Source organism: Dyella sp. (genome assembly GCF_036568765.1).
Classification (GTDB): Bacteria; Pseudomonadota; Gammaproteobacteria; order Xanthomonadales; family Rhodanobacteraceae; genus GSA-30.
The window spans coordinates 1-25,217 of the sequence record NZ_DATCRY010000053.1; the positions used below are offsets into that span (position 1 = coordinate 1).

Consider the following 25,217-nt stretch of genomic DNA (forward strand, 5'->3'; position numbering starts at 1 on the left):
CTTCCGGTGCAGGCCCCAGGCATAACCTTTGAGCTCGCCGTTGCTGGCAATGACACGATGGCACGGTACGACAAGGGCTATAGGATTGGCGCCATTGGCCGCACCGATATCGATGGCCGCGCGCGGGTCGGTGAAACCCAACTCTTTGGCTAGCTTGCCGTAGGTGGTCGTGGTACCGGAAGGAATGCGTCGCAGTGCCGCCCATACCCGCTGCTGCAGACCGGAGCCGGCCGTAGCCGTCGGCAGATCGTTGAGCGCATCCAACTCGCCGGCGAAGTATCGGGCCATCGCTTCGCTAACGGCAGCAGGCGCGCTTATCTCGGCCATATCGGTGTCGCCATAGTGTTCGTGAAGCAGACGATGCAGGCGTGCCTTGTGATCGGCGAAATCGAGTGCACGTATCTGCTTCTGCGCGTCGGTCACAAGCAGCATGTCGCCCAGGGGCGATTCCAGATGGCTCAAGAACAGTTGCATGATGCAATCCTCGTATCTAGATGAAGGCCGGAAGCGGCTAGTATTGGCTGTCGTGATGGACTTGAAAGGACTAGGGCGTGGGGCAGACCTTGCACGCGAAAGTCACGCAACGTTATCCGCGCTTCCTGGCGTCGTTGTGCATTTGCGGTTATCGCAAACGCGTCATTCCCATATCGCCAAACACATAGGTTTCTCCCGAATCCATATGCAACTCGATAACGCCACCCTCGCCGGTCTGCCATCGAGCAAGCCCCGCATCCACCAGTAGCTGGCAATACGCCTCGATACGGCGGCGCGATTCGAAAAGAGCGTTCATCGCGTTATCGGCTAGTGGGTTCATGAGCATCATGGGCCAATGCGTGGGAAGAAAAACTCCGTTTCTTGCACTCGGGTTTTGACGCTCAACCCGCCTTGCGGAACGTGAAGTTGATGCGTTGGCTACCCAGCCATGGATGCGGCTCATCTTTCAGCGGCATGACACCGTGATAGCGCAATCGATCGGCGCCGCCCCAAACCGCCACATCGCCGTGATGTAGCGGCACTTTCGCCGCACGATCCGAGCGTGCCGCACCACCGAATAAAAAGGTGGCCGGCATGCCCAGCGAGACCGAGACAATCGGTGCGTCGAAATCGCGCTCGTTGCGATCTTGATGCAAAGACAGTCTCGAACCTGGCAGATAGCGATTGATCAGGCACGCGTCGGGTTGAAAAGCCTCGAAACCCGCAGAGGCGGCAGCCCCGCGCGCCAATTCCCTGAACACATCCGGCATGGGTGGCCACGGCCTTGCGCTAAGCGGATCGATGGCGCTGTAGCGATAACCGCGCCTGTCGCTCGTCCACCCCAATGCACCACAGTTGGTCAATGCAACCGACATTGCGAAGCCACCCAGCGTGACCATATGCCGGAACGGCGAGCAGACCTCGATATCGGCGACGGCGCGCAGCAATGCGGCTACATACGGCAATGCGAACCCACGCAACACGAGGGCGCACGGCCCGATACGCTCGCGCCCATGCGCCTCTATAGGGATCAGATCCTGTGTCGCCATGGCAGAGACAGCGGGCATCGTGGAAGATCAGTCCAATGGTGTGGCGCCTGCCGCTGCGAACGCGGCTGACACCGTGCCGCATGGCCACTCTACGAACGCCTCGCGCTCCTTGGGTTGGCCGCTGATTGACGGTAAAAACGACGGCGTCGCCCTGACACAGCGCAATGACATCGGCGCGCTGGCTATTTGCTGACCGCTCGGTCATGACAAATTCGCCCCCCGTAAAATCACGCCCCGGTTCGGACAGAAGAATCGCCACCTGCAGTGGAAAAACATGCTCGCCATAGAGATCTTGATGCAGGCAGTTATAGTCGCCTTCGCCGTACTGCAAAATCAGCGGCGTGGGTCGTACCTGCCCGGCGCGGTGGCATTGATCGAGAAACGTATCCAGCTCCGCCGGATATTCGTTCGCGATGCCCATCTGGCGATTCCACCGATTGGCGATAGGTGCAAGCTGCGGATAGAGCATGTGGCGCAGACGATCAAGCACCGGGGGCAATGGATAGGCGAAGTATTTGTATTCGCCGCGACCGAAGCCATGCCGCACCATGACGACACGAGAACGATAGCCTGTCTCCCTGGGATAAAGGGCTGCCAAGTCGTCGCATTGCTGCCTCTCCAGCAGCCACGGCAGCACGGCGTAGCCATGAGCATCCAGGGATTGCTCGATATGTTTCCAATCGAAATTCGTAGCCAATGATACGGGCATAGTGGATTTCTCGGCGAAAAGTAAGTTTCGACTGCAACAGTCGAAGTGGTCCCGACCGAAGTTAGGCTTTCAGCCGCCGAAGCGAAATCCGATTCTTGCTGTCAGACCCTCGTCAAACGGGGGGCAAGCGTTTTTTCCGATAGGCCAAGGTCGTGAGACAAGCACCAGCGACATAGATCGCCGGCGGAATGAAGCCGCGCAGCAGGGGGACATAGCCTGGCAGGACAACTACCGCCACCCAGACAGCATCTGCCCAGCCGATGACCAGCAGATTGCGCCAATACGCGCGCTCACTGTTATGCCAGTTTCCTATCGCAACGACGATGGCAAACAGGGCAATGCAGGCCATATAGGCAGCAAGCTGAAAGGTCCGACCCTGGGCAATACCGGTTTGAGCCACCCCGAGTTGCCGGATATCCCAAGCCACATAGAGGTGAAACATGCCCCAAGCCACATAACAAAGTGCGCCAAAACGCGCCATCCAGTTTTCTGTTTGGGAATGCTGCATGGCAATACGTTGTCCGTAGTAGATGTCTTAGGCGATTCGCTGCCGCTCCATAAGGGTTACCTGGGTTGGCTCACGATGTAACCCTCGCCCCCCTGCCAGCGAAGAACGACAGCAGAGGCCGTTCAGGACCTCGGTATCTAGACTTCGACAAGGACATTCCGTCATGAAAACGCGTATCGCCACCCTTTTCCTCGGCCTGCTCGGTCTCGCTCTCACGGCGCATGCCTTAGCTGCCGAGGTACCCTTCAATCAGCAGCAGTTCGATCAGGCCCTGGCTGCCGGCAAGCCGGCCGTGGTGTATTTCCACGCCGACTGGTGTCCCACCTGTCGCGCCCAGCAACCGATCGTCAGCCGCCTGGCCAAAGAGCAGCAGTTCCAGCCTGTAACGGTATTCGTGGCCGATTTCGACAAGGAAAGCGCACTGAAGAAATCGCTGCGTGTCGCTCAGCAATCGACCTTCGTGGTCTTCAAGCAGGGACATGAAGTGACGCGGTCTACCGGGCAGACACAGGAGTCGGCAATCCGCGCGACGTTCCAGAGCGCGCTGTAATGGATTTCAGCTTGGCCACTTACGCCATCGGTTACCTGGCCGGTGCCGCCTCGCTGCTGTCCCCGTGCGTATTGCCCATCCTGCCGATCCTTGTCGGGTCGGCAGTATCCAAACATCGACTTGGGCTGGTTGCGCTGGCGTTTGGCCTGGCGCTGTCGTTCTCTGTCGTAGGCATATTCATTGCCACTGTCGGTATTTCGATCGGGCTGGATTCGGAAACGTTCCGCCGTGTGGCTGCCGCGCTCATGTTACTGTTCGGTGTAGTGATGTTGGTGCCCCGACTGCAGGAAGGCTTTGCGCGGCTGACCTCCGGACTGGGCTCGGGCGGCCAGAAGGCTCTGGGGCAAATAAAAGGCGAAGGTCTCTGGAGTCAGTTGCTGATCGGCTTGCTTCTGGGCCTCGTATGGAGTCCGTGCGTCGGCCCGACGTTGGGCGCCGCCTCCACTCTCGCCGCTCAAGGCAAGGATCTTGCCCAGGTAACCCTGCTGATGGCGGTATTCGGCCTGGGGGCCGGCACGCCGCTCTTGTTGTTGGGCCTGGTATCGCAGACAGCGGTGTCACGGGTCCGCAGCTCCATGGCGAACTGGGGCAAAGGCATGAAGATCGCCATGGGCGTGATGTTCGTTATCTTCGGTGCCTTGATTCTTACCGGCTGGGATCGCCCCTTGGAGGCCTATCTGGTTGCGATCAGTCCTGAGTGGCTGACGCGCTTTACCACATCGCTCTGAGGCATTGTCGACATCTTCCCCCTCATGAGGAGCATCCGTGATCCGCTTCTACTACCACCCCACCCCCAACCCAGCCAAGGTGGCGTTACTGCTCGAGGAGCTGGGCTTGCAGTACGAAGCGATTCCTGTGGATACGAGCAAAGGCGAGCAACACACGCCCGCCTTTCGCGCCATCAACCCCAATGGAAAACTGCCGGCCATCGTCGATACGGACGATACGGGCCGTTCCATACGCGTATTCGATTCGAACGCCATTCTGCTTTATCTGGGCGACAAGGCCGGACGATTCATCGCGACCGCGCATGAGCGAGGCGAACTGCTTTCCTGGCTGTTCTTTATCGCCACCGGTCTCGGGCCGTTTTCTGGACAAGCCGTGCACTTTCAGCATTCGGCCACCGAAACGTCGCCCTATGCAATCAATCGCTACCGCCGTGAAGCGGAGCGACACTATCAGGTTCTGGACGACCATCTGCAAACCCGCGAATTTATCGTAGGCGACACCTACTCTATCGTCGATATGGCTGGCTGGGGTTGGATAGACCGTGCCCCCCGCGTGCTACCCGGCAACAGCGATGCCTTAGGGGCTTATCCCCACATTAAACGCTGGTTCCACCATATCGACAGACGCCCCGCCGCGGCCCGGGCTCGAACCGTTTGTACCGATCACGTCTTCAAGAAAGAAATGGACGAGGAAGCGCGCCGCGCGCTCTTCCCGTCCAACTATCCGCCCGTCCGTTGATACCCCAAGGAACCACCTGCCATGACACGTTATGCACTATCTGTCGAACTGAAGGCCAAACCCGGCAAGGAAGAAGAGGTCGCCGCGTTTCTTGCCGGCGCACAAGCGTTGGTCGATGCAGAACCTGGCACGGTGGCGTGGTTCGCCATACGCCTGGACCAGCAGACATTTGCCATCTTCGACGCCTTCGCCACCGAAGAAGGCCGCGATGCGCACCTCAATGGTGCCGTTGCCGCTGCGCTGATGGCCAACGCCAGTGCATTGCTGGCCGAAATGCCGCAGATCCGCAAGGCGCAGGTGCTCGCCGATAAGCTGCCTTGAGCGCGTAAATACACAGGCATAAAAAAGGCGCCCTGAATCAGGGCGCCCAAATGGACGACCGGGGGCGATCGTCCGGGGCACCTGCATACGTGCCGATGAGCATTTCACCGAGGAACCGTGATGCAAGTGCGGAGAATTAAGCCCGAGAGTGCAAGGTGATTCTGTAGGCGAAGACCTACACCTAATGTAAGGAACGTTCGACGTCGATGCTGTAATCGATTACGCGTCGCTCTCGACCACGTCACGCCAACTGCCATCGCTCTCCTGTACTCGCACGGGCGGATGCACGCGGCCATGCGCGCGAACCAGGCGGGAACGCATGGCCAGCGCAGCCGACACGGCTTCGTCGCGACTACGGAACGTTCCCACGCGAGCGGCTTCGCCGCGCACGACCCAAGGCGTGTCGGAGCTGAAAGGAACGAAGAGACGTACTTTTTCCGGAACCATGGCGCCACCTCTTACATACGTCTTGGGAGGAGGAGACGGCAACCGAACCTGAGGAAGCCCACGGGCGGGAAAAATGCAGGGGTTCGGAGCGGTCTCGCGGAAACGCGACAAGGCCAGTCTGGCAGAACCATATGACAGCCCGATACTACTCCGAGCAGACGTTTACGCACGGTTAAAACTAATCAAGACATCTCTAGAGCTCGCGTACGACGCGAAATCCTACGCGTCCGCTGCGTACAGTGGCGTCGGCGCCTTGCCGATAAGCCGAGCGAACCTGATCGGGCGAACTGCCCCAGGAGCCGCCGCGAATCACTCGCGTGCCACAACCTGGATTGACCCAGGCGCTACCGTCGCGCGGCGCACGAATATAGTTGTCGTGCCAGCAGTCTTCGACCCATTTGGACACGTTGCCGTTGATGTCGTACAGGCCGAATGGATTGGGCGCGAAGCTCATGACCGGCGCCGGCCCCCAGTAACCGTCGCGATAACCTGCGAAGGCGTTGCTCCAGCGCCGACCGTTGGCAGAGCGATCGTTGCTGCCGGTGAGATTTTCCACTCGCGTCTTGGGTGCCCCGTCCCCCCACCAGTACTTGCTGGCGGTACCGCCACGCAGCGCGTACTCGAACTCCGCTTCGCTAGGCAGGCGATACTTCTTGCCGGTGCGCTGGCTGAGCCATTCAGCATAAGCACGAGCATCGTTCCACGACACATTCACCACCGGCAGCCTGTCTTCGGCGTTGCGGCCAGCGTAATCGGACTGCCAGCTCGCCCCGGTGTCATCGCGCATCGCGCCGCTACGCTCGTCGTATACGCTGGCACCGCCCAGGCGCACGGACTCGGGCTGGTATCCGCTGGCCTTGACGAACTCGCGGAACTGCCCAACCGTGACATCCGTCCGTGCCATGGCAAACCCCTTGTCCAGGGTCACCGCGTGCTGCGGCGTCTCACTGTCGTTGCGGCCATTCTCGTTGTCGGCCGCGCCCATGGCGAAATTGCCGGTGGGAATGACCACCATCGCCGGCGCCTGGCCCGGCAGGTCGACGAAGCGATCATTGAACACCTGGCCAGGCTTGTAGCTGGCATAGAGCCGGGCATTGGTCACGCGCTCGCTGAAATCCTTCAGGACATCGGCATCGGCACCGATGGTCTGGGCTTGCGCGGCCAACTGCTCGGCGAGCGTCAGGTTGCCGGCATCCAGCGCCGAGCGTGCCTGCACCATCAAGGTGCTACCGCGCTGCTTGCGCATGCTGTCGACACGTCCCTGCACATCCCGCAGCTGCGCTGAACCGGGCTGTATGTCCGCACCTTCGGTCAGCGCTTGCTCCGCGCCATTGAAATCGTTTTGTGCCACCGCCGCCAATGCGCGATCCAGCACAGCCCGCTGCACCTGCAGCAGGCCCTGCTGGGCTACCGCGTTTTCAGGATCGAGCTGCTGTACCTGGCGATAAAGTTCCAGCGCATTGTCGCCCTTGGGCTGATCTGCCTTGCCGGCTTGCAGCAAGCCGGCCGCCTTGGCCAGCAAGGGGCGCGCCTGCTGCAACGTCTTGATCTTCTGGGTCAGGTCGGCCACGTCGGTCGCTGTATCCGGCAAGGTCTTGAGCGCCTCGAGCAAATCGCTGGCAGACTCGGCGTCGCCCACGGCCAGATCCTGGCCGATTGCCGCGACCAGCCGCGCCTTCACCTCGAACAGGCCCTGCGCTGCGCGCCGGCTGTCGGGCTTGAGCTTCAGGGCCTCCTGGTACATCGCCGCGGCGCTGCGCTTATCGCCTACCAGTTGCCCAGCACGCAAGGCCTTGCCGGCATCGACGAGCAAAGCTTCCACCTGTGGCGTATCGGCCGACTTCTGCTCCGGTAACTGGGTGTTCCTGGCGGTCATGCGTGCCACGATCACCTCGGTCGGTGCCAGGGTCAGAGGCGGCCCGGCATCGATCTCGGAAACGTCGGGCATGGGGGCGCGTGGCAAGAACGAGGGCGACGTAGCCGGGCCCAGGTTCATCGACCGGCGCGGCGCGATCTGCGCCGGATCCACGTGAAAAACCCGCGGAAAGAAGTGATAGACCAACGCCATTCCAAGCACGACCACGCCCAGGGCGCCACCGAAGGCGCGCTGGCGAAGTACGGTTTCCTTGCTCGGCATAGTGTGCGTCCCTGGTGCGGCCTGCTATGGTTCGCCGCCTACCATAGGCACAAACCGGTGACAGGACAATGCATCGCGTGAAGCCGGTTTCAAGGACGTAAATGATGCAACCCCTTCCTGCGGCGCCCGGCGCCGATTGGATCGATCATCGCGACTCGCTTGAACGTTGGCTGCACGATGTCCCGCGCGACGCGGTCGTCGGCCTCGATACCGAGTTCATGCGGCGCGACACCTTCTACCCTCGGTTGGCGCTGCTGCAATTGGGCGTGGCCGACCGCTACGCGCTGGTCGATCCGCTGGCGTTCCCGATCGGCGATGCCCTGCGTCCGCTATTGAGCGGCAACGACACCATCACGGTCATGCACAGCGCCAGCGAGGACCTCGAGGCCCTATCGCCACTTCTGCCAGGCGGTCCGCGCCGACTGTTCGACACACAGATCGCAGCAGCCTTCGTCGGCCTTGGACTGGGTCCGAGCTATCGCGCTCTGGTCGCGGAACTGGCCGGCGGTATCGAACTGGATAAGGGAGAGACCCGTTCGGACTGGCTACAGCGTCCGCTCACCGACTCGCAACGCAGCTATGCCACGCTCGATGTGGTGTACCTGCAACCGGTATACGAACAACTGGCCGAGCGTTTGCGCCAGCGCGGCCGCCAGGCATGGCATGCGGAAGATTGTGAGCGCCTGAAACTCCGCATGTGCTCGCGCGAGGGCGATCCACAACCCCAGCGCGCCTTCCGTGGCGCCGCGGACTGGACGCCCACCCAGCGCGCGCTGCTGCGCCGCATCCTGCTGTGGCGCGACAAGACCGCCCGTGCCCTCGACCGCCCACGTCCCTGGCTGCTCGAGGATGCCTTGGTCATGAGCCTCGCTCAGCAGCCACCGGCCAATCTGGCCGAATTAGAGCAGCGCAGTCGCGCCCAGCGCGCGCTGCGCTCGGCACAGCGCGCCGAGTTGCTTCAGGTGCTGGCACCCCCGGTCAGCGAGGAGGAAGTGGCACAAACCGCAGCTATCCCAGGCCAGGCGCTGGGCAAAGCCAAGCTGGCGCTCGGCGAGATGAAGCTGAAAATCGACGCCCTGGCCGTAGACCTGGATCTGCCCGCCGGCTTGCTTTGCCCGCGCAAGGTATTGGAGGAATACGTCGTTACCGCCGAGTGGCCTGAGTTCCTCGGAGGCTGGCGCAAGGAGATTCTCGAGGCACCGCTCAGCCGCCTGTTGCCGGGCTGAGCAGGCCACGGCCGTCGCACCGATAGCGTTGGCCGGAATGGGAAAGCCAGCGCTTTCCAGCTACCGCAGTTACGGCTTGTCGATCGCCACCGGCGTAGAGGAAGCCTGCACGGCTGGCATCTGTTCGCTGGTGTATTTGTAGACGTCCGAACCGATAGCGAACGCTGTGAAATGTTGTCCTTGCATGAGAATACGGAACTTATTGACCGCGCGCCCCAGTTCTACGCGCTCCCAATGCAAGCCGCCATCCCGGGTTTCGAAGCCGCCTTTGGTGGTTCCGACCCAACCCAGATCGGCATTGGCAAAGCCCACACCGAACTCCATGGTCTCCTTGTCGTCCACGATGGCACAGATACCTCGCATCGTCGGGCCGGGCAAATGCGTTACGGCCGCCCAATGATCGCCACCGTCTTTCGTCTCGTATAGCGGCGTGTTATCTGTGACGCGGGGGTAGTAGTCCGTACCGATATTCCCCGCAAAGCCATGACGCGCATCGACCATGCCGATCGCCCGGAAGTATGTACCCGGCTGCTTCAGGATGTTCTGCCAGCTTTTACCGCCATCCTGGCTGCGCCAGATATTGCCTTTGCCGGTGGCTGCCTTCTCCGGGAGACAGACTGATATCGGATGCCAGACTTTGGCCACAGGCCATCAGCAATACGAAGATGAAAAGCGAACGACGAACGAAATGAGCGCGGCACACAACACGGCCAACATCGAGCATGGAAGTACCTGACATAGGATGGACATGCGCTGGGGTGCGCAAGCAAATGTCGAGCACTCGTTGCTCGATATGAAACAAAGTTACCGGTGCTACTCCTCCTTCCTGTCCCAATCGATACATGACTGATGCCAGGTATCGCCGTCGATATCAGCATGCGCCTGGCTGGGATATCGATACATGCGGCGAAAGGCATCGGGTCCGGCGCGAGATCCCTTTTTTCGTGGCAGGCTGGGACGGCACGCTTTGACGCGGACGGACATCGTAGAGGCAGGTCCGGCCCAGGTAGGGCCTGGGGTGTTGGCAGATAGGTCCTTGGCTGATATAGTTTTCTGATAATGGGGCGGTAGCTCAGCTGGGAGAGCGTCGCGTTCGCAATGCGAAGGTCGGGAGTTCGATCCTCCTCCGCTCCACCATTCCTTTACCAGACAAACAGCGCTTACGCCTCATGGCGTCAAGCGCTGTTTTGTTTTGGAGGAAGCTGTCGCTTCCCGGATGCTCACCAGCTGAATTTGGCACCTGTGCCGAAACGGCAGTTGATCGCCTCGCTTATCGTCGTGCCCGTGGGCTCCCCATGCGCCGCCTCGACCAGACTCACAACTACGTAGTCGCCGCCCGATGCCGGGCCGACCAGTGCGTAGCTAGCGTACTTATCGACAATCTTTCGATTTCCCCAGTCGGATGGACCGTTCATATCGACGACTTCGGAATGCATCTCCCGAAATCGAATGCGACTGAACTGACCGAACTGGCCATACGAACTGTCTTCAACGAACGTCTTGGGAACGGCCACGTGTGCGATACCCGGAGGAAGACCCGTGCAATCATGGGTGTCCTCGGCATCGAGCGTCATCGTGACGGTGTGTCCATCGAGCAGCGCCTGTCGAACGGCCGCGTAGGTTTGGGCTTGTGCCGCTTCCGCATTGCTTGCCGCGGATACAGACAGAAAGCCGACTGCCAAGAGCGCGTACGGATTAATGTGGAGACTCATGGGAATTTCACGTTTGGATAAAGGCCGGAGTTTCACAGAGTCGAGCGTCGAAAGAGTGCCGCCAAGAGCATGAGATCGATAAATGAGACGATTCGCTCGGGTCGCGGCAGCTCACCCAGTGAGGCACAATCGTCGTGACTGAAAGGAACCTATAAAACCCCAGTTTTCACCGTCACCCTGGCGCCCCTCGAAAAAGGAGGCGCCGGAATGACGATCAGAAGAGGACTTTTCGAGGTTCCCTGAAGCCGCTCCCACAGCGACAGACTTCGTTTTCGCAGTGTGTCCAGGCAATTGAGAAGTTTTTAGAGGCTCTCTGAAGTTCTTCCTGTAGAAAAACCGGTCTTTGGAAGTTTTCTGTACTAGCTACTATCGCTCGAGGTAGCAACATGGCAAAGGGCTCAGACTTACTGGTCGCGGCGCTGGAGAACGAGGGCGTCGATCGCATTTTCGGTATTCCCGGCGAAGAAAACCTGGACTTCGTCGAATCACTGCGAGCCTCGAAGATCGAGCTCGTTCTTACCCGTCACGAGCAAGCCGCGGCTTTCATGGCTGCAACGCAGGGGCGCCTTACCGGCCGTCCCGGCGTATGCCTGTCGACCCTGGGGCCAGGTGCGCTGAACTTCACCACAGGTGCGGCTTACGCCTACCTCGGCGCCATGCCCATGGTGATCATTACGGGACAGAAGGCAATCAAGAGTGCGCGGCAGGCTCGATTCCAGATCGTGGATGTCGTTGCCGCCATGCGACCATTGACGAAAATGACGCGGCAGATCGTCTCGGCGGCTTCGATACCTACCCTGGTCCGCGATGCGTTTCGCGTCGCAAGCGAAGAGCGGCCGGGGCCGGTCCACCTGGAACTGCCGGAAGACATCGCCGTGGAAGTCGCCGAGGCCAGGCTCGTGCCACCGCATACGATCGCTGCGCCCATCGCTGCCGGCTCCACTATCGAGGAGGCCGCCGAGATGATCGCCAAGGCTGTATGCCCGATCGTCATGGTCGGCGCGGCGGGAAATCGGCCCCGCCTTGTCGAGCCGCTTTCGGGTTTTGTACGCAAGCTGCAAATCCCGTTCTTCAATACACAGATGGGCAAAGGTGCAGTCACCGGCGGCTCGAACCTGTATCTCGGTACAGCTGCGTTATCCGAATACGATTACATCCACAGCGCGATCAAGCGCGCGGACCTGGTGATCGCCATCGGGCACGATACGGTGGAAAAACCGCCCTTCCTGATGGGTGGCATCACCGGTGGTCCGAAGGTTATTCATATCGGTTATCAGTCCGCTCATGCGGAGCAAGTGTTCTACCCGGATGCCGAGCTTATCGGCGATATCGGGGCCAACGTCACTGCGCTGGCCGAACGCCTCGCTGGGCACGTAAAAATCGATCCGGACATGCTGAAGCTGCGAAAGCGCATCTTGGAACGCCTCAACGAATCGGGCGACTCCCCCGCGTTCCCGCTCGTTCCGCAACGCATCGTGCGCGATGTGCGTATGGCGGTACCGGACGATGGCATTGTTTGCCTGGACAATGGCATGTACAAGATCTGGTTCGCGCGCAGTTACCGCACGCACGCGGCCAATACCCTGCTGCTGGACAATGCACTGGCGACGATGGGCGCCGGGCTTCCTTCGGCCATCGCGGCAAAAATGCTTTATCCAGGGCGCCAGGTCATGGCGGTTTGCGGCGACGGCGGTTTCATGATGAACAGCCAGGAATTGGAAACAGCGGTCCGGCTCGGCCTCGATCTGGTGGTTCTCATCATCGAGGACAGCGCGTACGGAATGATTCGCTGGAAACAGGCGGCCGATGGCTTTCCAGACTTCGGCATGAGCTTCGGCAATCCGGATTTCGAGCTGTACGCCAAGGCCTATGGTGCGCACGGGCATCGCGTAAGATCCACTGAAGCACTGCTGCCGACACTGCAGCGCGCCTTCGAGTCCGGCGGCGTGCATCTCATTGCGGTGCCCGTGGACTACAGCGAAAACACCCGCGTGCTGATCGATGAATTGAGCGCGCTCCGCCAAGAGATCGATTCCCCTGACGAATGAGCCACTAGCGCGGCTTTTCCTGGGCTCCTTGGCTTACGCCCTGCCGTCAAACCAGATCGGCGCGACATCCTGACCGGACATCAGGATGTCGGTGCGCTCGCAGCTCGCCTTACACCTTCGCCGCCTGGGTGCTCTGTGCCGGATAGGGATCCAGCAAGGCGATCGTCCCCGTTTCCAACAAGGACTTCAGGTTGGAAATGACTTTCGGCCAGCCCCCCGATACCGCCTCGATGAACTTCGAAGGCTCGCGCTCGATCGTATGCGTGATGGAGAGCTTGACCGTCGGCCCGATCGGCTCCAGTTCCATCGTGCACTGCGATTGGCCCTCTACATTCAACTCTGGCTTGAACTGATTCTGCCAGCGGATGACCAGGCGTCGAGGCCGATCGGCTTCGACGATCTCGCCCGAGTCCATGATCACGCCATCCCCGGACATCAGCTTCCATGGCGCCCCGGGTGTCCACTCGCTTTCGCCATACGAGCCGAACCAGTATTGCCGCATGAATTCCGGGTCGGTCAAAGCTGCCCATAGCTTCTCCGGAGTGGTACGGATATAGCTCACATAAACATACGTCGATCTAGCCATCGGGTTTCTCCAATCGTCGTTTCAGGCTACCCAGCGCCTTGAGGCGCGGCTTTTCGAACTTGGCGATCCAGCGCTCATAGATCTCCTGCAGCGGCACAGGATTAAGAAAATGCAGCTTCTCGCGGCCTTGCCATACGGTGGCTACCAGGTTGGCCGCCTCCAGTACGCCCAGGTGCTGCGTCACGCCCTGCCGTGTCATATCCAGGTGCTCGCACAAATCGTTCAGGCTCCGGCCGTCATGCGCGTGCAGCAGATCGAGCAGCTTGCGTCGGCTGGGATCGGCCAGGGCCTTGAACAACAGGTCGGTGTCATCGAGGCGCTCGGCCATGTCGGATAACATGCAAGTGATTTGTTGCATGAATGATAGGCAAGCAAATACTTGCATGTCAAGTGCAAGGCCACACGCATGGTTACGTGCGGTCCAGCCTCAGGGAGCGTTCTGAGCTACCAGACGGTGCAGCGGAAAAAACGCACCGGCTTCTTTCCCTTGTTGACGAAGACATGCGGCTGACTGCTTTCGAACAGATGCGCAGTATTCGTCAGCTCGATCGATTGACCCGCTATCTGCAGCGTAAGCTGCCCCTCCAGTACGAAAAGCGTCACATGCCAGCCTTCCGGATCGGCGCCGGCCTCATAGTGTTCCCCGGGCTCCAGCCGCCACTCCCAGGCTTCCATTTCGCGTCTCGCATCGACACTCCAGCGCAGGATCGCCTGACCGCCGTGGTCGCCTTTCCAACCAAGCCGGTCGCGCACCACGCTCTTTCTGACGGTTGGGTCGGCCACCAGCTCGGACAATGTCGTGTCCAGTGCCACGGCGATCCGATCGAGTGTCGCCGTGCTCAGGCTGGTCGTGCCGTTTTCGATCGCACCGATCATTCGCAGGCTGATGCCCGACGCCTCGGCGAGCGCCCGCTGGCTTATGCCGGCAAGCGTGCGAAGCCTGCGCACATTGGTCGCAACGTGGGTAAGAAAGGAGGGAATGGCTTGACTAGGCAAAATTTTGCCTCTCTACTATGTGGCAATATTTTGCTTATACGGGATTTTCGCCAATGCCGCCATACCTGCGCGGGCTTTTGCTGGGCCTCGCCCTGTCCGCTCTACCCGCCGCCAGTCCTGCGGTAGAAACCTCCTATCCCCCGACAACCACTGCTTTGACTTCTTCTCAGGCCAGAGAAGACCTGGAGCTGGCTATCGCCGCCCTCGAAGCTGCATTGCCGAACATCTATTGGCATCAAACCCCCACAGAATGGCGGCAGGCCAAGACGATAGCGCGCGCCCACATCGCGCAGATCGACGACAGTGAAGGGCTGTGGCGCGTGTTGATGCCATTGGTGGCTCGAATCGGCGAAGGCCATTTAAGCCTCGCGGTCAGTGACGCCATGAAAAAGCGCGAACGCGATACCGGCCTGCTGTTGCCACTTTCCGTACTCTGGAACGAGCAAGGTGCCTATGTCATTGCCGGCTACGGTGAGGCTGCCGATCTTCCCCGTGGCACTCGTATCGTTTCAATTCAAGGGAAACCGGTGCAAACGCTGGCAGACGATTTGATGTTTGCCGCCACCCGCGACGGGGCGATTCGTACAGGAATCCTGCGCGAGGCTTCGGGAAACGGCTATGGCGTGCTGCTTTATCGGATGATCGGATCGCAGTCTGTCTTCCGCCTCGTCCTGGAAACAGCCGACGGCAAGAGGATTATCCGCGATGTCGCTGGCATACCGGCAGCCGCCCGCACTGCGAGCACGAGTCCTGCCTTATCGCCCATAGCGACCCTTGAGTGGCTGGATGCAGGCACCGCATATCTCAATGTTCCCACCTTCAGCAACAAGCGGTATCGCGAAGCGGGCGCAAATTACGAAGCGACCATCCAGAAGATTTTCGATGAACTGGCGCAGCGCAACGCCAGGAATCTCATCCTCGATCTACGCGACAACGGTGGCGGCTCGGAACCGAATGAAAGCATCCTTTTCTCTTATCTGGTCGAGGCACCCTTACGTAAATATGCGGCAGTCGAGGCAAGAGGACGCCATATCTCGGTGCGGGACTTGAGCGGCACAACCTTTGAAACCGAAGTGTTCGACGACGGAGAGATGAAACTGCAGCATCGTCTCCCGAATGGGCGGCTACTACGGCGCAATATACCGCCAGAGGGACTGATGACCCGATGGGGGCGTTCCTCTCCCGTATATCGCGGCAGACTGGTCGTTCTCGCCGGGGGAAATACATTCTCCGGAGGAGCCGAATTGGCATCCATGCTTTTTCACGTACGCCGCGCAGTCTTCGTCGGTGAGGAAGCAGGTGGAACGCACGAAGGCAATACCAGCGGTTATCGCTGGCCCGTGACATTGCCTAACAGTGGCATGACCCTGCGCATTCCTCTACTGCAGTTCCGCTTCGCATGGCCTGGTCTCCCGAAAGACCGTGGCGTCCGCCCGGATTGCGCCGCTCCGCCGAACGTGTGGGAAAACGGTAACACCAAAGATGCGGCCTGGCGTTTAGCCAGGGATATGCTGCGTACCGAATGGGCTACCCCGGACCAGGCAACCTGTCCGGCCGAAATCATCTCACTGTCCAGGTAGACGATATCCGGGGTCGCCCACGGAAGGACAAGTAACTATAGCGACGCGGAATGCTTCAGCCAGTCCCGCGCTGCGCCCAGGGCGGTATCGACACCGGATGACAGGTCGTCGGGGAGCTGTGTATCGGGAGTCATGCCACTCTCGTAGGCATGGCCGCCGCGATCCATATCGACGGCGCATGTCAGCAGAATCGCTGTCCCGTCCGGCAAGCGATACATGCGATTGACATTACTGAGCCCATCTGTAGGTTGCCCGAAGAAGCGACTTCGCGCGCGCCCTTTAAAAGCAACAGCCACCGCTTCACCGGAGCTGCTCGTATGCGATCCAATAAGGACCGCGACAGGAATCTGCTGCAGATCGATATCGTCTGCGCCTTCGCCTTGCCCCATGGGAACAATCCAACGGCTCTCTACGCCCTGTCGGTCGCGGCTTGCACCCACTTCGCGGGTTCCAAGCAGAGCGTGCAACCCAGACAGCATAACCCACATATTGCCGCCGGTATCTTGCCGCAGGTCCACGACCCAACCTGACCGCGCAGCCTTGGCATGCTTTGCGATGCCGTCGGCCAATGCATGGGAAAACTGTCTCGCTTCGACATCATTCGCCCCAACAAATCCTGGAACCTTCACGTAACCGATGCCCTGCTCCAGTATTCGAACCTCCGGCTTTTCCTGCTGATGTTCGCCGTCACCCTGATTCCATAGATCGTTCAGCGACAAAAATCGACTATGCCTATCCTGAAGCTTTGCAATGAGACTCTGAATCGACGGCCACGCTTGCGATGAGTCTGACATCTTCTTCGCGGCCTCTTCCATGGAAGAGGTCTCCTTGTTCCAATCGATGCGGCTCGCGTAGAACGCATTACTGCGCACCAGTTCGATCGCTGCGTGCACTACCTGTTCGGCCGTGGCAGTCGGTACATCCGGAACCGACAGATGCAGATGGTGCACAGTTGCCTGCCCGTTCCCGGTCAATGTCACGCCGATGACAAGTCTGTCGGCCGCCTCGGGAATGAAAACCGGCACTTCTCGATGCTGCTTCTCGCGAACTTTCCCACCAACCTCGCTTGTCGCGAATGCCAACCTCGTTTTTCCCGCGTAAACCTGCAAGTAGATGGAAGCACCGCCGTCCGGCTGGCTCGTCATGGCTGCAATGTCACCGACTAGCCGCACTTGCTTGCCCTTGAGTCCAGCGGCATCGATTACGGCGCTGGCATAACCGGGCGAGGCGCTACCGTCTCCGGCGATCAGGTCGACATCGATGCCTTCGGGCGATCTCAATTTCGCCAGATCGGGAACCGGCTTCGCAACGTAGCCAGCTGGCGTGTTCCAACGAATATCCTGCGCATGGGACACCGGCACAGAAATCAGAACAAGCAGCGCCCAAACAATCGTCTTCGACATGCAAGCTTCCCTATGACGCAAGTTCACACGACAGTATCTTTACGTTGGAATACCGAGTCTAAGAGAGAGTCCTCTTGGATCACAAATGATGGGCAGTACTGAAGGTACGCGTAGCTTAAGGCGCTGGACCCCGCATTTGCCGCATTGACGTATAGGAAGGTTTTTTTGAAGTCCCCTGAAGAAACTCATCCTTGTAACGCCTCGCCCATACTCCACGCCAGCCTATGGAGCAACATACCCGCTTCGCGGGAAACAGGTAACGGAAAATCCCCAAGCTCGTCGTAAAATTCAATATAGTCATTTTTACTATGCATAAATCGCGCAATGCTTAAGAAAAATATACAGCTGCAGCCGGTCTATCAAGCAACGAGATGACATCGACTCGATTGAACCGATGCCGCAATAGCATGGAAAGTAGCGCGGTAATCAGGTTTTTCTTGAGATCTCCAAAGCGAGTGTGCGTTTGTTTTTGAGCCACGTTAGAATGCGATTACCCACGTTTTACTAATTGCATTTGCAAGGACGCCATGAAAGAACCCAAAGAAGCCAAGGTTTCCCAGCGGAAACAACCCAAACAGGCTCGCTCGGCCGAACTTCTCGCCTCCATTTTGCAAGCTGCCACTCAGGTTTTGGCGAGAGAAGGACCGCAACGCTTTACCACCGCGCGCGTTGCCGAGAGGGCTGGCGTCAGCGTCGGCTCGATCTATCAGTACTTCCCCAGCAAGGGCGCCATGCTGTTCCGCCTGCAAACCGACGAATGGCGACAGACGACCGACCTGCTGCGTAAGATCCTCGAAGACGGCCGGCGCTCGCCACCGCAGCGCTTACGCGTTCTGGTACATGCGTTCCTGCAATCCGAATGCGACGAGGCAGCGGTGCGTTTTGCACTTAACAAGGCGGCCCCGCTCTATCGCGATGCACCGGAGGCGCGGGACGCCAAGACCTCGGGCGACCGTACGATCAAGGCCTTCATGAAGGAGGCGCTGCCCAAGGCTCCGGAGAAAACCCGTACCCTGGCTGGCAAACTGATTGCCACAACGCTCACCACGGTAGGAAAGACATTTTCCGAGGTTCCCCGCACGCATGCCGAAATCGAAGCCTACGCCGATGCGATGGCCAACATGTTCTGCAGCTATCTGAAAAGCATCGACGAAACGCGGATTTAGACCCCACGAAGACAGCCTGCTATAACGAAGGGCGGTCCGCGCGAACCCGAACCAGCCGATGTTGTGGCGCGTTTGTCGAAAATCGCTCCTCGATGTCGATTCTACGGCTCACCGTTCGTCGCAGGTAGTACGAACCCAACTCGCGAGGTGCAACATCATGGCTACAGGAATCGTCCGCCTTCACCGCGTCCTGCGCGCCGCACCCGAGCGCGTGTATCGCGCCTTTCTCGAACCGGATGCGACGGCAAAATGGCTTCCTCCCTATGGTTTTACCTGCCAGGTCCACCATATGGACGCCCAGATCGGCGGGACGTTCAAGATGTCCTTCCGGAACTTCGGCAGTGGCAACAGTCATTCGTTTGGCGGTAAGTACCTCGAGTTGATGCCTTTCGAGAAGATCGCCTACACCGATACATTCGACGATCCGAATCTGCCCGGCCAGATGATCACTACCGTGACGCTGCGACAGATCTCGTGTGGCACGGACATCGGCATCGTGCAGGAAGGCATACCCGAGGTGATTCCGGTGGAGATGTGCTACCTCGGATGGCAAGAATCGCTCGCGCAGTTAGCCACACTGGTCGAGCCGCAGATTCCGGATTGAGCCCTACTAGCTCAATGAGCCATGGCGGGCAAAAGGTCGGCGTGGAGCTCTTACTGCCGCTCCACCCGATTACGTCCCGACCGTTTAGCCCGGTAGAGCGCCTCGTCGGCCATGACCAGCAACCGCCCCGGATCTTCGTCGCCATCTTGTACGGCATCGACAAAGCTCACGCCGACGCTGATGGTGACGCAATGAGCCGGAGGCGGTGCGGTCAGATGCAGGCTTTGTACAGCCGCGCGCAGTTGCTCCGCCGCCGCAAGCACCTGATCGAACGTACCGGCCGTCAATAGCACTGCGAACTCTTCGCCCCCGTAACGGGCGACCAGGGCAGGTATTGGCAGACGACTATCTGCCAATACCTGCGCGACAGCACGTAACCGGTCGTCGCCGGCACGATGACCGAAGACATCGTTGAGCAACTTAAAGAAATCGATATCGATCATCAACAAGCCCAGGCTCGCGCCGGAGCGCTGGGCACGCCGCCATTCACGCACCAACGACTCGTCGAACTGCCGCCGATTGAAAACTCCGGTCAACACGTCGGTGCGTGCCAGATCGTTAAAACGATCGCGTTCCTCCACGGTACGCACCTGGATCAGCACGCTACGCAAGCCGAAGCCCAAGGCGGCAATCACAAAACCGGTAACGCCCAATGCAAAATGATTGCGGACGATAAAACCGGAGACAACCAGGAGGGTCAGCGGCAAGATCAGTGGGCTGCCTGCCTGTACCAGATTCTCGAGCCGCTTGGATACGACAGCATGACGCACAAACACAGCGCTCCCGCCAGCATTGACGAAAAGAACGAGGAACGGCAAAGCGATAATCAGGTCGGACAATCCGCCGAAATCCATGTCTTCCGGTTCGACGTGATTGATGTAGCCCGCGGTAAGCAGGTAAGCGAAGGCGAAGATGGTCAGCGCGCGAAAGAAGCGGCACTGTGCGACATCCGTGCTGGTCGCCAGGCGCAGCAGCGAGAAGGTCGCAATAAAGATGTTCTCCAGGTCGAACATCAACCGAAGACTGTCCAGGCCCTCGTGCGTCGGGCCTCGGGCGGTGGCCAACGAAAAGGTATGTACGAAGTACAAGTAACCGAGCACTGCGGCGAACAAGCCATCGATCGCACGCGCATACCAGACCTCCCGGCGCGGACTGGCGATGGCATAGGTCAACGGCACACCGTAGAGCACGTAGAGCAGCATGCTGTCGCCGGGCGTAGCATCGGTGTTGCCGAGGAACACTTCCTCGCGCATGTTCAGCCCCATCCCCAGCGCCCACAGCAGCATGCCCGCGGCAAGCGCGAGCCAGCCGTCTATCAGCACATACCTTGTGTCGCGCCAGCGCCGCAGACATATCGCCGCGGCCAGGACCGGCGCTGCGACAAGGAAGGAAAACGAAACAACCATGGCCCGATGCGGGAACAGCCAGATCGCCAGCGCATGGCAGACGATAAAAAGGAGCGAAATTAGGAACCGCACGTTCCCTCCCCCGAACTTGCGCAGGGCCAAGATACGCGAGGGGATTATGGATTTACAACCGCGAGGACAAGGTGGGCAAGCACATGACCCATCCCTCATGTCCATATAAGTGGGGGCGGGGGAGAAGCGGCAACCGTTACGTAACGACACATGCACCCTCCCCTGCTTGCAGGGGAGGGTTGGACAGGAGTAGTACTTGCCTCAGGCCGCCAAGACTCAATGCCCCGCCCGCAGCACTTCCTTTGCTGCATGACAGGCATTGGCCAACTGCTCGCGCATCAACTGGGGCCCGTTGGCATTGCCTTCGACAATGGCATCGCGAATTTTCAACGACTGCCGAAATGAGGCCTCCATGCGGCCCGGCTGGCTCATGGCGATACGGCGCAACCGGCGCACCGGCCCGAGCAGCGTGGTGTGGGTTGCATGCAGCGTGACGTTCTCGGACAAGCTCATGATGGTGGCGTAGAAGCGATCCAGAGCATCGGTGTAGATCACGGCATCGTTCTTTGCTGCCGCTTCTCCCATTTCGGCGAGCACCTCGTCGAGGCGCAGCGCTGCCATCGCTGAGCGGCGCTTTGTAGCAAGCTCGACCGCTAGGGACTCCAGCGCGGCACGGACGGTATAGGTCTCTTCTACATCGCGCTCGCTGACCTCGCGCACGAACACCGCCGCACGCGGCACGATGGTCACCAACCCTTCCCGCTCCAACTGCGCGAACGCCTCGCGTATAGGGGTGCGGCTGACATTGAGACGTGCGGCAAGAGTCACCTCGGTCAGGCGCTCGCCCGGCGCAAGCAGGTTGCTGACAATGGCCTCGCGTAGGGCAGGAATCACCACGACCTCACTAAGTGCCTCCCCGCCGGCGGAACGGCGGGTGGCGCGGAGACGATCGGCAATGGCGGTGAGCGGGTCTGTCATAGGCAAAAAGCGTCCTTTTCAAACGTGTTGCAGTGCAGTGTGCATCGGAGAACTCGATTGTATACAGTGTATACAATCCATCTGCGAGCGCATTTTGATGAAGGATAACGTCTCCCCCGCTAAGGTCGGCATCACCCGCGATGGCGACAGCCTGGTGTTCACGCTGGATAACCCCCGGGCTGCCAATGAAATCACCGGTGCGATGTTCGAAGACATGCTGCACAGCCTCCGCGCCGAAGCTGCCACGCCCACTGCGCGAGTGCTGCGCATCCGCGCCAATGGCGAAGTGTTCTGCCTGGGGCGTGAGCGCGCCGGCCGCGATGAGTCGTCGATCCGCGCCGAGGTCGCACGCTTGATCGCACTGAAGCAGACGATTCGTGAAACGGCAATGATCACCGTGGCCGAAGTACAGGGCGATGCCGCCGGCTTCGGCATGGGCCTGGCAGTCCTGTGCGACTTTACCCTGGTTGCCGGCCATGCCCGGCTGTCATTTCCGGAGATGCGCAAAGGTCTGCCACCAGCGGCGATCATGGCCTACCTCGGCCAGTACGCCCTGCCCAAGCATGTCTTTCCGCTATTGCTGCTGGCCGAGGATTTCACGCCTGCCTATGCGCAGGAGATCGGCCTTATCACGGCTGTCCACCCGCGCGATAGGCTGCAGAAGGAAACCGACCGACTGATCGAGCGCATTCTGAAGCTCGATGCGGAAGGCGTACGCCAGTGCAAGGCATTCTTCCAGGAAGCGCAGGCGCAGTCGCTGGACAGCAACTTTGCGCACTCGACCGACTTTTTGACTGTACAAACGCTGCGGCTGCAGGCGAATCGACATTAATCTAGACACCGGCCGGGCCGCCGGCCGGTATCGCGTTGCTGGAGGACTCAACCCATGTCCGTCAATGCAGGCGCACGACTCGACCGATTGCCGATGTCGGCATTCCACCGCCGCATCATGTGGCTGATCGGTATCGGCATGTTCTTCGACGGTTTCGACATCTATGTGGCCTCGACGGTACTCGGCGCGACATTGAAATCCGGTTTCTCGACGCTACCGCAGAACGCTGTGTTCGTATCGATGACCTTCCTGGGCATGACGCTGGGCGCCTTCATCACAGGCTTTCTCGGCGACCGCTTCGGACGCCGCTTTACCTACCAGGCCAACCTGATGATTTTCGGCGTGGCCTCGCTGGCCTCGGCCTTCGCACCCAACATGCTGTTCCTGATCGTCTGCCGCTTTTTCATGGGGCTGGGCCTGGGGGCAGAAAACGTGGTGGGCTATGCGACTATGACCGAGTTCGTGCCGCCGCAGGCGCGTGGCAAGATGCAGGGCATCATGGCGGTGTTCGTCGTGACCGGCCTGCCTATCAGCGCACTGACTGGCCTCTTGCTGGTGCCGATTGTCGGCTGGCGCGTGATGTTCGTGCTGGGCGGCTTGGGCGCGATCGCCGTGTGGTATGCACGCAAGCAGTTGCCCGAATCGCCCCGCTGGTTGGCCGCCAACGGCCTCGATCGCGAGGCAGACGAACTGCTCAACCGGATCGAGGCAGAGGTGGCAGCCGAAAAAGGTCCACTGCCGCCGCCCTCGACAGCGGTCACACCAAGTTTCTCTCGCGCCTTCGGCTCCCTGTTCTCCCCGCAAGTGTTTCCGCGTCTGGTGGTCGGCTGCGTGGTGCTGATCGTCATCAACACCCTGCTCTACGGCTTCGTGACCTGGCTGCCTTCGTTCTTCGTCAAACAAGGCATGGATATCGCCAAGTCGTTCACCTTCGCCTTCATCATGTCGCTGGGCGCACCGATCGGCTCGGGTATCGGCGCATTGACCGCCGATAGCTGGGGCCGAAAGACGGTGATCATCGGCGCTTCACTGCTGGCCATTGTGTTCGGTGCGATCTATCCCTTCGTCGAACAGCCGCTGCTGCTGACCCTGGTCGGCCTGGCGCTGGTGATCCCCGTCTATGTGCTGGTAGCGTTGTTGTTCGGCATCTACGTGCCGGAGCTTTTCCCCACCGAGATTCGCCTGCGCGCCGCAGGTATCTGCAACACCTTCGGCCGCGGCGCCACCATCGTCACGCCCTTCGTCGTAGTGTGGCTGTTCGGCAACCACGGCATCGCCGGCGTGCTGGCGCTGATGCTCTCGTTGCTGCTGTTGCAGATCGTCGTGGTAGCCGTGTGGGGCGTGGAGCCCAAAGGCCGTGGCCTCGAGGAGGTCGCCGCCGGCGAGCCGCGATTTCCCCGCGAAGCGCACCTGACCACTTCGATCACTCCCCCTCCGCCGCTCTGAATCTCGAGCGGCTGTGTCTGTACGGAACCCCTAGCCATGACCGTTAAACCTGCTGAACCGTTCGATGTGCCGTTGGTGATCGACGGCAAGGAAACGCCCGCCGCAAGCGGACGCACGATGGATATCGTCAATCCGGCCACCGGCCACAGTATCGGCGCATTGGCCGCTGCTGGCGAAGCGGACGTAAACCACGCTGTCGAGGCCGCGCAGCGCGCGTTCGACAGCGGTGTATGGAGCGGCTTGTCGGTGCACGAACGCGCTCGTGTGCTCAATCGCTTTGCCGACCTGTTCGAGGCGAATATCGAGGAGTTCTATCGCCTCGAAACGCTCAACAACGGGCGCCCGGTGGCCGAAACGCGCGCACAGATCTCGCGACTGCCACAGTTCTACAGGTACTTCGCCGCGCTGGCGCTGACCCGTCGCAGCGACGTGATTCCGGTCGAAGGCCCCTATCTGGTCTATACGCAGCGCGTACCGCTGGGTGTCTGTGCCTTGATGACCTCGTTCAATCATCCGCTGATGATCCTGTCCAAGAGTCTTGCCCCTGCGTTGGCAACCGGCAATACGGTCGTAATCAAACCGTCCGAGCAAACGCCGATTACCACCTTGCTGCTGGTTCGCCTGCTCAAACAGGCCGGCGTGCCCGATGGCGTGGTGAACCTGATCAATGGCGAAGGCCGCGAAGCCGGCGCCGCGTTGGCCAAGCACCCGGATGTTGCAAAGATCGTGTTTACCGGCGGCACGGATGTCGGGCGGCAAATCGGTGCAGCCGCCGCGCAGCACTTTGCGATGACTACGCTGGAACTGGGTGGCAAGGGCGCGGTGATCCTGTTCGATGACATCGACCTGGATCGCGCGGTCAACGGCGCGGCCTTTGCCGCCTTTATCGGCGCCGGCCAGACCTGCGTATGCGGCGCGCGCATCCTGGTGCAGCGATCGATCTACGACAAGTTCCTCGAACGCTTCCGCACGAAGGTGGAAAGCATTCGCGTTGGCAACCCTGCCGATGCCTCGACCCAGCTCGGCCCGGTGATCTCCGCGCGTTCGCGCGAGCGCATCCTGGGCATGCTCGATCGCGCGCGAGAGGCCGGCGCCAAGCTGCTGGCAGGCGGCAAGGCGGTCCCGGGCGACGGCTTCTTCCTGGAGGCTACGGCGTTCTACGACGTAGATCCGGATTCGGAAATCGGTCAGGAAGAAGTCTTTGGTCCGGTCACCGTGATCATGCCCTTCGACGACGAAGCCGATGCGTTACGCATTGCCAACGGCACACAGTTCGGCCTCGCCGCCTCGGTATGGACCGGCGATGTCGCACGCGCGCATCGCGTGGCCGGCAAGCTGATCTTCGGCATGGTGTGGGTCAACGATCATCATCGACTCGATCCGGCCTCGCCCTGGGGCGGCTTCAAAAACTCAGGCGTAGGTCGAGAGACCGGTGTCGAATCGTTCGACCAGTTCACCGAGCCGCGCGCCGTTACCGTCAACACCAGCGGCACTACTGCCGATTGGTACGACAACTCCGGCCAGCCCAAGCGACTCAATTGACGAGGCACACTCCATGAA

The 25,217-nt window shown here is 60.2% G+C and carries 26 protein-coding genes, 1 tRNA gene and 1 pseudogene; 13 read left to right on the forward strand and 15 right to left on the reverse strand.

Annotation, left to right across the window (positions count from 1 at the left end; translation table 11 throughout):
- From VIM98_RS04250 to VIM98_RS04270, 5 genes and pseudogenes are all read right to left on the reverse strand, one after another.
- The coding region (locus VIM98_RS04250) for a methylated-DNA--[protein]-cysteine S-methyltransferase (RefSeq protein WP_331991851.1) at positions 1-474 on the reverse strand (474 nt) is incomplete at its 3' end.
- A 148-nt stretch (positions 475-622) separates the two neighbouring features.
- The gene (locus tag VIM98_RS04255) at positions 623-790 is read right to left on the reverse strand and encodes a hypothetical protein (protein WP_331991852.1); all 168 of its coding nucleotides are present in this window, start codon (positions 788-790) and stop codon (positions 623-625) included.
- 85 nt (positions 791-875) lie between these two features.
- Positions 876-1,541 (reverse strand): DNA oxidative demethylase AlkB, encoded by a 666-nt coding sequence (gene alkB, locus VIM98_RS04260; protein WP_331991853.1) that lies wholly within the window; start codon positions 1,539-1,541, stop codon positions 876-878.
- A gap of 55 nt (positions 1,542-1,596) precedes the next feature.
- Positions 1,597-2,232: pseudogene (locus tag VIM98_RS04265) on the reverse strand (2OG-Fe(II) oxygenase); the annotation flags it as partial.
- A gap of 112 nt (positions 2,233-2,344) precedes the next feature.
- Positions 2,345-2,740 (reverse strand): hypothetical protein, encoded by a 396-nt coding sequence (locus tag VIM98_RS04270; protein ID WP_331991854.1) that lies wholly within the window; start codon positions 2,738-2,740, stop codon positions 2,345-2,347.
- Positions 2,741-2,903: 163 nt separating this feature from the next.
- Between VIM98_RS04270 and VIM98_RS04275 the strand changes: the two genes are divergently transcribed.
- The 4 genes from VIM98_RS04275 to VIM98_RS04290 are packed head-to-tail and all read left to right on the forward strand — an operon-like array spanning position 2,904 to position 5,078.
- Positions 2,904-3,290, forward strand: coding sequence for a thioredoxin family protein (locus tag VIM98_RS04275; protein WP_331991855.1), 387 nt, complete (start codon positions 2,904-2,906; stop codon positions 3,288-3,290).
- A gap of 11 nt (positions 3,291-3,301) precedes the next feature.
- On the forward strand, positions 3,302-4,018 hold the full coding sequence (locus VIM98_RS04280) for a cytochrome c biogenesis CcdA family protein (RefSeq protein ID WP_331991856.1): 717 nt from the start codon (positions 3,302-3,304) through the stop codon (positions 4,016-4,018).
- Between the two features lie 37 nt (positions 4,019-4,055).
- Positions 4,056-4,757, forward strand: a complete 702-nt coding sequence (locus VIM98_RS04285) for a glutathione S-transferase family protein (RefSeq protein ID WP_331991857.1) — start codon at positions 4,056-4,058, stop codon at positions 4,755-4,757.
- Between the two features lie 21 nt (positions 4,758-4,778).
- Positions 4,779-5,078, forward strand: coding sequence for a putative quinol monooxygenase (locus VIM98_RS04290; RefSeq protein ID WP_331991858.1), 300 nt, complete (start codon positions 4,779-4,781; stop codon positions 5,076-5,078).
- A 219-nt stretch (positions 5,079-5,297) separates the two neighbouring features.
- Here the strand turns inward: VIM98_RS04290 and VIM98_RS04295 are convergent, their stop codons facing one another.
- Both VIM98_RS04295 and VIM98_RS04300 read right to left on the reverse strand, forming a co-directional pair.
- Positions 5,298-5,525 (reverse strand): hypothetical protein, encoded by a 228-nt coding sequence (locus VIM98_RS04295; protein ID WP_331991859.1) that lies wholly within the window; start codon positions 5,523-5,525, stop codon positions 5,298-5,300.
- Between the two features lie 193 nt (positions 5,526-5,718).
- On the reverse strand, positions 5,719-7,662 hold the full coding sequence (locus tag VIM98_RS04300; RefSeq protein WP_331991860.1) for an SUMF1/EgtB/PvdO family nonheme iron enzyme: 1,944 nt from the start codon (positions 7,660-7,662) through the stop codon (positions 5,719-5,721).
- 101 nt (positions 7,663-7,763) lie between these two features.
- Here VIM98_RS04300 and VIM98_RS04305 point away from each other — a divergent pair, with 101 nt between their 5' ends.
- The gene (locus VIM98_RS04305) at positions 7,764-8,888 is read left to right on the forward strand and encodes a ribonuclease D (RefSeq protein WP_331991862.1); all 1,125 of its coding nucleotides are present in this window, start codon (positions 7,764-7,766) and stop codon (positions 8,886-8,888) included.
- A 69-nt stretch (positions 8,889-8,957) separates the two neighbouring features.
- Here the strand turns inward: VIM98_RS04305 and VIM98_RS04310 are convergent, their stop codons facing one another.
- Entirely contained in the window at positions 8,958-9,533 is a 576-nt protein-coding gene (locus VIM98_RS04310) for a hypothetical protein (protein ID WP_331991863.1), read from the reverse strand.
- A gap of 416 nt (positions 9,534-9,949) precedes the next feature.
- Here VIM98_RS04310 and VIM98_RS04315 point away from each other — a divergent pair.
- A tRNA-Ala gene (locus tag VIM98_RS04315) sits at positions 9,950-10,025 on the forward strand.
- Positions 10,026-10,108: 83 nt separating this feature from the next.
- Here VIM98_RS04315 and VIM98_RS04320 read toward each other — a convergent pair.
- On the reverse strand, positions 10,109-10,600 hold the full coding sequence (locus VIM98_RS04320) for a hypothetical protein (protein ID WP_331991864.1): 492 nt from the start codon (positions 10,598-10,600) through the stop codon (positions 10,109-10,111).
- Between the two features lie 386 nt (positions 10,601-10,986).
- Here VIM98_RS04320 and VIM98_RS04325 point away from each other — a divergent pair, with 386 nt between their 5' ends.
- On the forward strand, positions 10,987-12,648 hold the full coding sequence (locus tag VIM98_RS04325; RefSeq protein WP_331991865.1) for an acetolactate synthase large subunit: 1,662 nt from the start codon (positions 10,987-10,989) through the stop codon (positions 12,646-12,648).
- 109 nt (positions 12,649-12,757) lie between these two features.
- Here the strand turns inward: VIM98_RS04325 and VIM98_RS04330 are convergent, their stop codons facing one another.
- The 3 genes from VIM98_RS04330 to VIM98_RS04340 form a co-directional block, all read right to left on the reverse strand.
- The gene (locus tag VIM98_RS04330) at positions 12,758-13,234 is read right to left on the reverse strand and encodes an SRPBCC family protein (protein ID WP_331991866.1); all 477 of its coding nucleotides are present in this window, start codon (positions 13,232-13,234) and stop codon (positions 12,758-12,760) included.
- Entirely contained in the window at positions 13,227-13,574 is a 348-nt protein-coding gene (locus VIM98_RS04335) for an ArsR/SmtB family transcription factor (RefSeq protein WP_414650189.1), read from the reverse strand. Before VIM98_RS04335 ends, VIM98_RS04330 begins: the two co-directional genes overlap by 8 nt.
- 104 nt (positions 13,575-13,678) lie before the next feature.
- Positions 13,679-14,182: an XRE family transcriptional regulator gene (locus tag VIM98_RS04340; RefSeq protein ID WP_331991867.1), complete on the reverse strand. Its 504-nt coding sequence runs from the start codon at positions 14,180-14,182 to the stop codon at positions 13,679-13,681.
- Between the two features lie 101 nt (positions 14,183-14,283).
- On the opposite strand from VIM98_RS04340, the gene VIM98_RS04345 reads away from it, so the two are divergent.
- A complete protein-coding gene (locus VIM98_RS04345; RefSeq protein WP_331991868.1) occupies positions 14,284-15,810 on the forward strand; it encodes a S41 family peptidase in 1,527 nt (508 codons plus the stop codon).
- A gap of 35 nt (positions 15,811-15,845) precedes the next feature.
- Here the strand turns inward: VIM98_RS04345 and VIM98_RS04350 are convergent, their stop codons facing one another.
- Complete coding sequence (locus tag VIM98_RS04350; RefSeq protein ID WP_331991869.1) at positions 15,846-17,213, reverse strand: S41 family peptidase; 1,368 nt, start codon at positions 17,211-17,213, stop codon at positions 15,846-15,848.
- Positions 17,214-17,740: 527 nt separating this feature from the next.
- Here VIM98_RS04350 and VIM98_RS04355 point away from each other — a divergent pair.
- Together VIM98_RS04355 and VIM98_RS04360 are read left to right on the forward strand one after the other, a co-directional pair.
- The gene (locus tag VIM98_RS04355; protein WP_331991870.1) at positions 17,741-18,379 is read left to right on the forward strand and encodes a TetR family transcriptional regulator; all 639 of its coding nucleotides are present in this window, start codon (positions 17,741-17,743) and stop codon (positions 18,377-18,379) included.
- 157 nt (positions 18,380-18,536) lie between these two features.
- Positions 18,537-18,983 carry an SRPBCC family protein gene (locus tag VIM98_RS04360; protein ID WP_331991871.1) on the forward strand — a complete coding sequence of 149 codons (447 nt, stop codon included), beginning with the start codon at positions 18,537-18,539 and terminating at the stop codon, positions 18,981-18,983.
- 50 nt (positions 18,984-19,033) lie between these two features.
- Here the strand turns inward: VIM98_RS04360 and VIM98_RS04365 are convergent, their stop codons facing one another.
- Complete coding sequence (locus VIM98_RS04365; protein ID WP_331991872.1) at positions 19,034-20,461, reverse strand: GGDEF domain-containing protein; 1,428 nt, start codon at positions 20,459-20,461, stop codon at positions 19,034-19,036.
- 216 nt (positions 20,462-20,677) lie between these two features.
- Complete coding sequence (locus VIM98_RS04370; protein ID WP_331991873.1) at positions 20,678-21,379, reverse strand: GntR family transcriptional regulator; 702 nt, start codon at positions 21,377-21,379, stop codon at positions 20,678-20,680.
- A gap of 97 nt (positions 21,380-21,476) precedes the next feature.
- On the opposite strand from VIM98_RS04370, the gene VIM98_RS04375 reads away from it, so the two are divergent.
- Genes VIM98_RS04375 through VIM98_RS04385 form a run of 3 tightly spaced genes read left to right on the forward strand, consistent with a single transcriptional unit; the run spans position 21,477 to position 25,199 of the window.
- Positions 21,477-22,211 (forward strand): enoyl-CoA hydratase/isomerase family protein, encoded by a 735-nt coding sequence (locus VIM98_RS04375; RefSeq protein WP_331991874.1) that lies wholly within the window; start codon positions 21,477-21,479, stop codon positions 22,209-22,211.
- Positions 22,212-22,265: 54 nt separating this feature from the next.
- Positions 22,266-23,657, forward strand: a complete 1,392-nt coding sequence (locus VIM98_RS04380) for an MFS transporter (protein ID WP_331991875.1) — start codon at positions 22,266-22,268, stop codon at positions 23,655-23,657.
- A gap of 36 nt (positions 23,658-23,693) precedes the next feature.
- Positions 23,694-25,199, forward strand: a complete 1,506-nt coding sequence (locus VIM98_RS04385) for an aldehyde dehydrogenase (RefSeq protein ID WP_331991876.1) — start codon at positions 23,694-23,696, stop codon at positions 25,197-25,199.
- Positions 25,200-25,217: the final 18 nt, after the last annotated feature.

Excerpts from the sequence above, each read along its gene's own strand:
- VIM98_RS04290 (WP_331991858.1), top strand. The coding sequence starts at position 4,779 with ATGACACGTTATGCACTATCTGTCGAACTGAAGGCCAAACCCGGCAAG.
- VIM98_RS04270 (WP_331991854.1), bottom strand. The coding sequence starts at position 2,740 with ATGCAGCATTCCCAAACAGAAAACTGGATGGCGCGTTTTGGCGCACTT.
- VIM98_RS04345 (WP_331991868.1), top strand. The coding sequence starts at position 14,284 with ATGCCGCCATACCTGCGCGGGCTTTTGCTGGGCCTCGCCCTGTCCGCT.
- alkB (WP_331991853.1), bottom strand. The coding sequence starts at position 1,541 with ATGCCCGCTGTCTCTGCCATGGCGACACAGGATCTGATCCCTATAGAG.
- VIM98_RS04320 (WP_331991864.1), bottom strand. The coding sequence starts at position 10,600 with ATGAGTCTCCACATTAATCCGTACGCGCTCTTGGCAGTCGGCTTTCTG.
- VIM98_RS04275 (WP_331991855.1), top strand. The coding sequence starts at position 2,904 with ATGAAAACGCGTATCGCCACCCTTTTCCTCGGCCTGCTCGGTCTCGCT.
- VIM98_RS04325 (WP_331991865.1), top strand. The coding sequence starts at position 10,987 with ATGGCAAAGGGCTCAGACTTACTGGTCGCGGCGCTGGAGAACGAGGGC.
- VIM98_RS04300 (WP_331991860.1), bottom strand. The coding sequence starts at position 7,662 with ATGCCGAGCAAGGAAACCGTACTTCGCCAGCGCGCCTTCGGTGGCGCC.
- VIM98_RS04295 (WP_331991859.1), bottom strand. The coding sequence starts at position 5,525 with ATGGTTCCGGAAAAAGTACGTCTCTTCGTTCCTTTCAGCTCCGACACG.
- VIM98_RS04385 (WP_331991876.1), top strand. The coding sequence starts at position 23,694 with ATGACCGTTAAACCTGCTGAACCGTTCGATGTGCCGTTGGTGATCGAC.
- VIM98_RS04335 (WP_414650189.1), bottom strand. The coding sequence starts at position 13,574 with ATGTTATCCGACATGGCCGAGCGCCTCGATGACACCGACCTGTTGTTC.
- VIM98_RS04370 (WP_331991873.1), bottom strand. The coding sequence starts at position 21,379 with ATGACAGACCCGCTCACCGCCATTGCCGATCGTCTCCGCGCCACCCGC.
- VIM98_RS04355 (WP_331991870.1), top strand. The coding sequence starts at position 17,741 with ATGAAAGAACCCAAAGAAGCCAAGGTTTCCCAGCGGAAACAACCCAAA.
- VIM98_RS04380 (WP_331991875.1), top strand. The coding sequence starts at position 22,266 with ATGTCCGTCAATGCAGGCGCACGACTCGACCGATTGCCGATGTCGGCA.
- VIM98_RS04255 (WP_331991852.1), bottom strand. The coding sequence starts at position 790 with ATGAACGCTCTTTTCGAATCGCGCCGCCGTATCGAGGCGTATTGCCAG.
- VIM98_RS04305 (WP_331991862.1), top strand. The coding sequence starts at position 7,764 with ATGATGCAACCCCTTCCTGCGGCGCCCGGCGCCGATTGGATCGATCAT.
- VIM98_RS04350 (WP_331991869.1), bottom strand. The coding sequence starts at position 17,213 with ATGTCGAAGACGATTGTTTGGGCGCTGCTTGTTCTGATTTCTGTGCCG.
- VIM98_RS04360 (WP_331991871.1), top strand. The coding sequence starts at position 18,537 with ATGGCTACAGGAATCGTCCGCCTTCACCGCGTCCTGCGCGCCGCACCC.
- VIM98_RS04330 (WP_331991866.1), bottom strand. The coding sequence starts at position 13,234 with ATGGCTAGATCGACGTATGTTTATGTGAGCTATATCCGTACCACTCCG.
- VIM98_RS04375 (WP_331991874.1), top strand. The coding sequence starts at position 21,477 with ATGAAGGATAACGTCTCCCCCGCTAAGGTCGGCATCACCCGCGATGGC.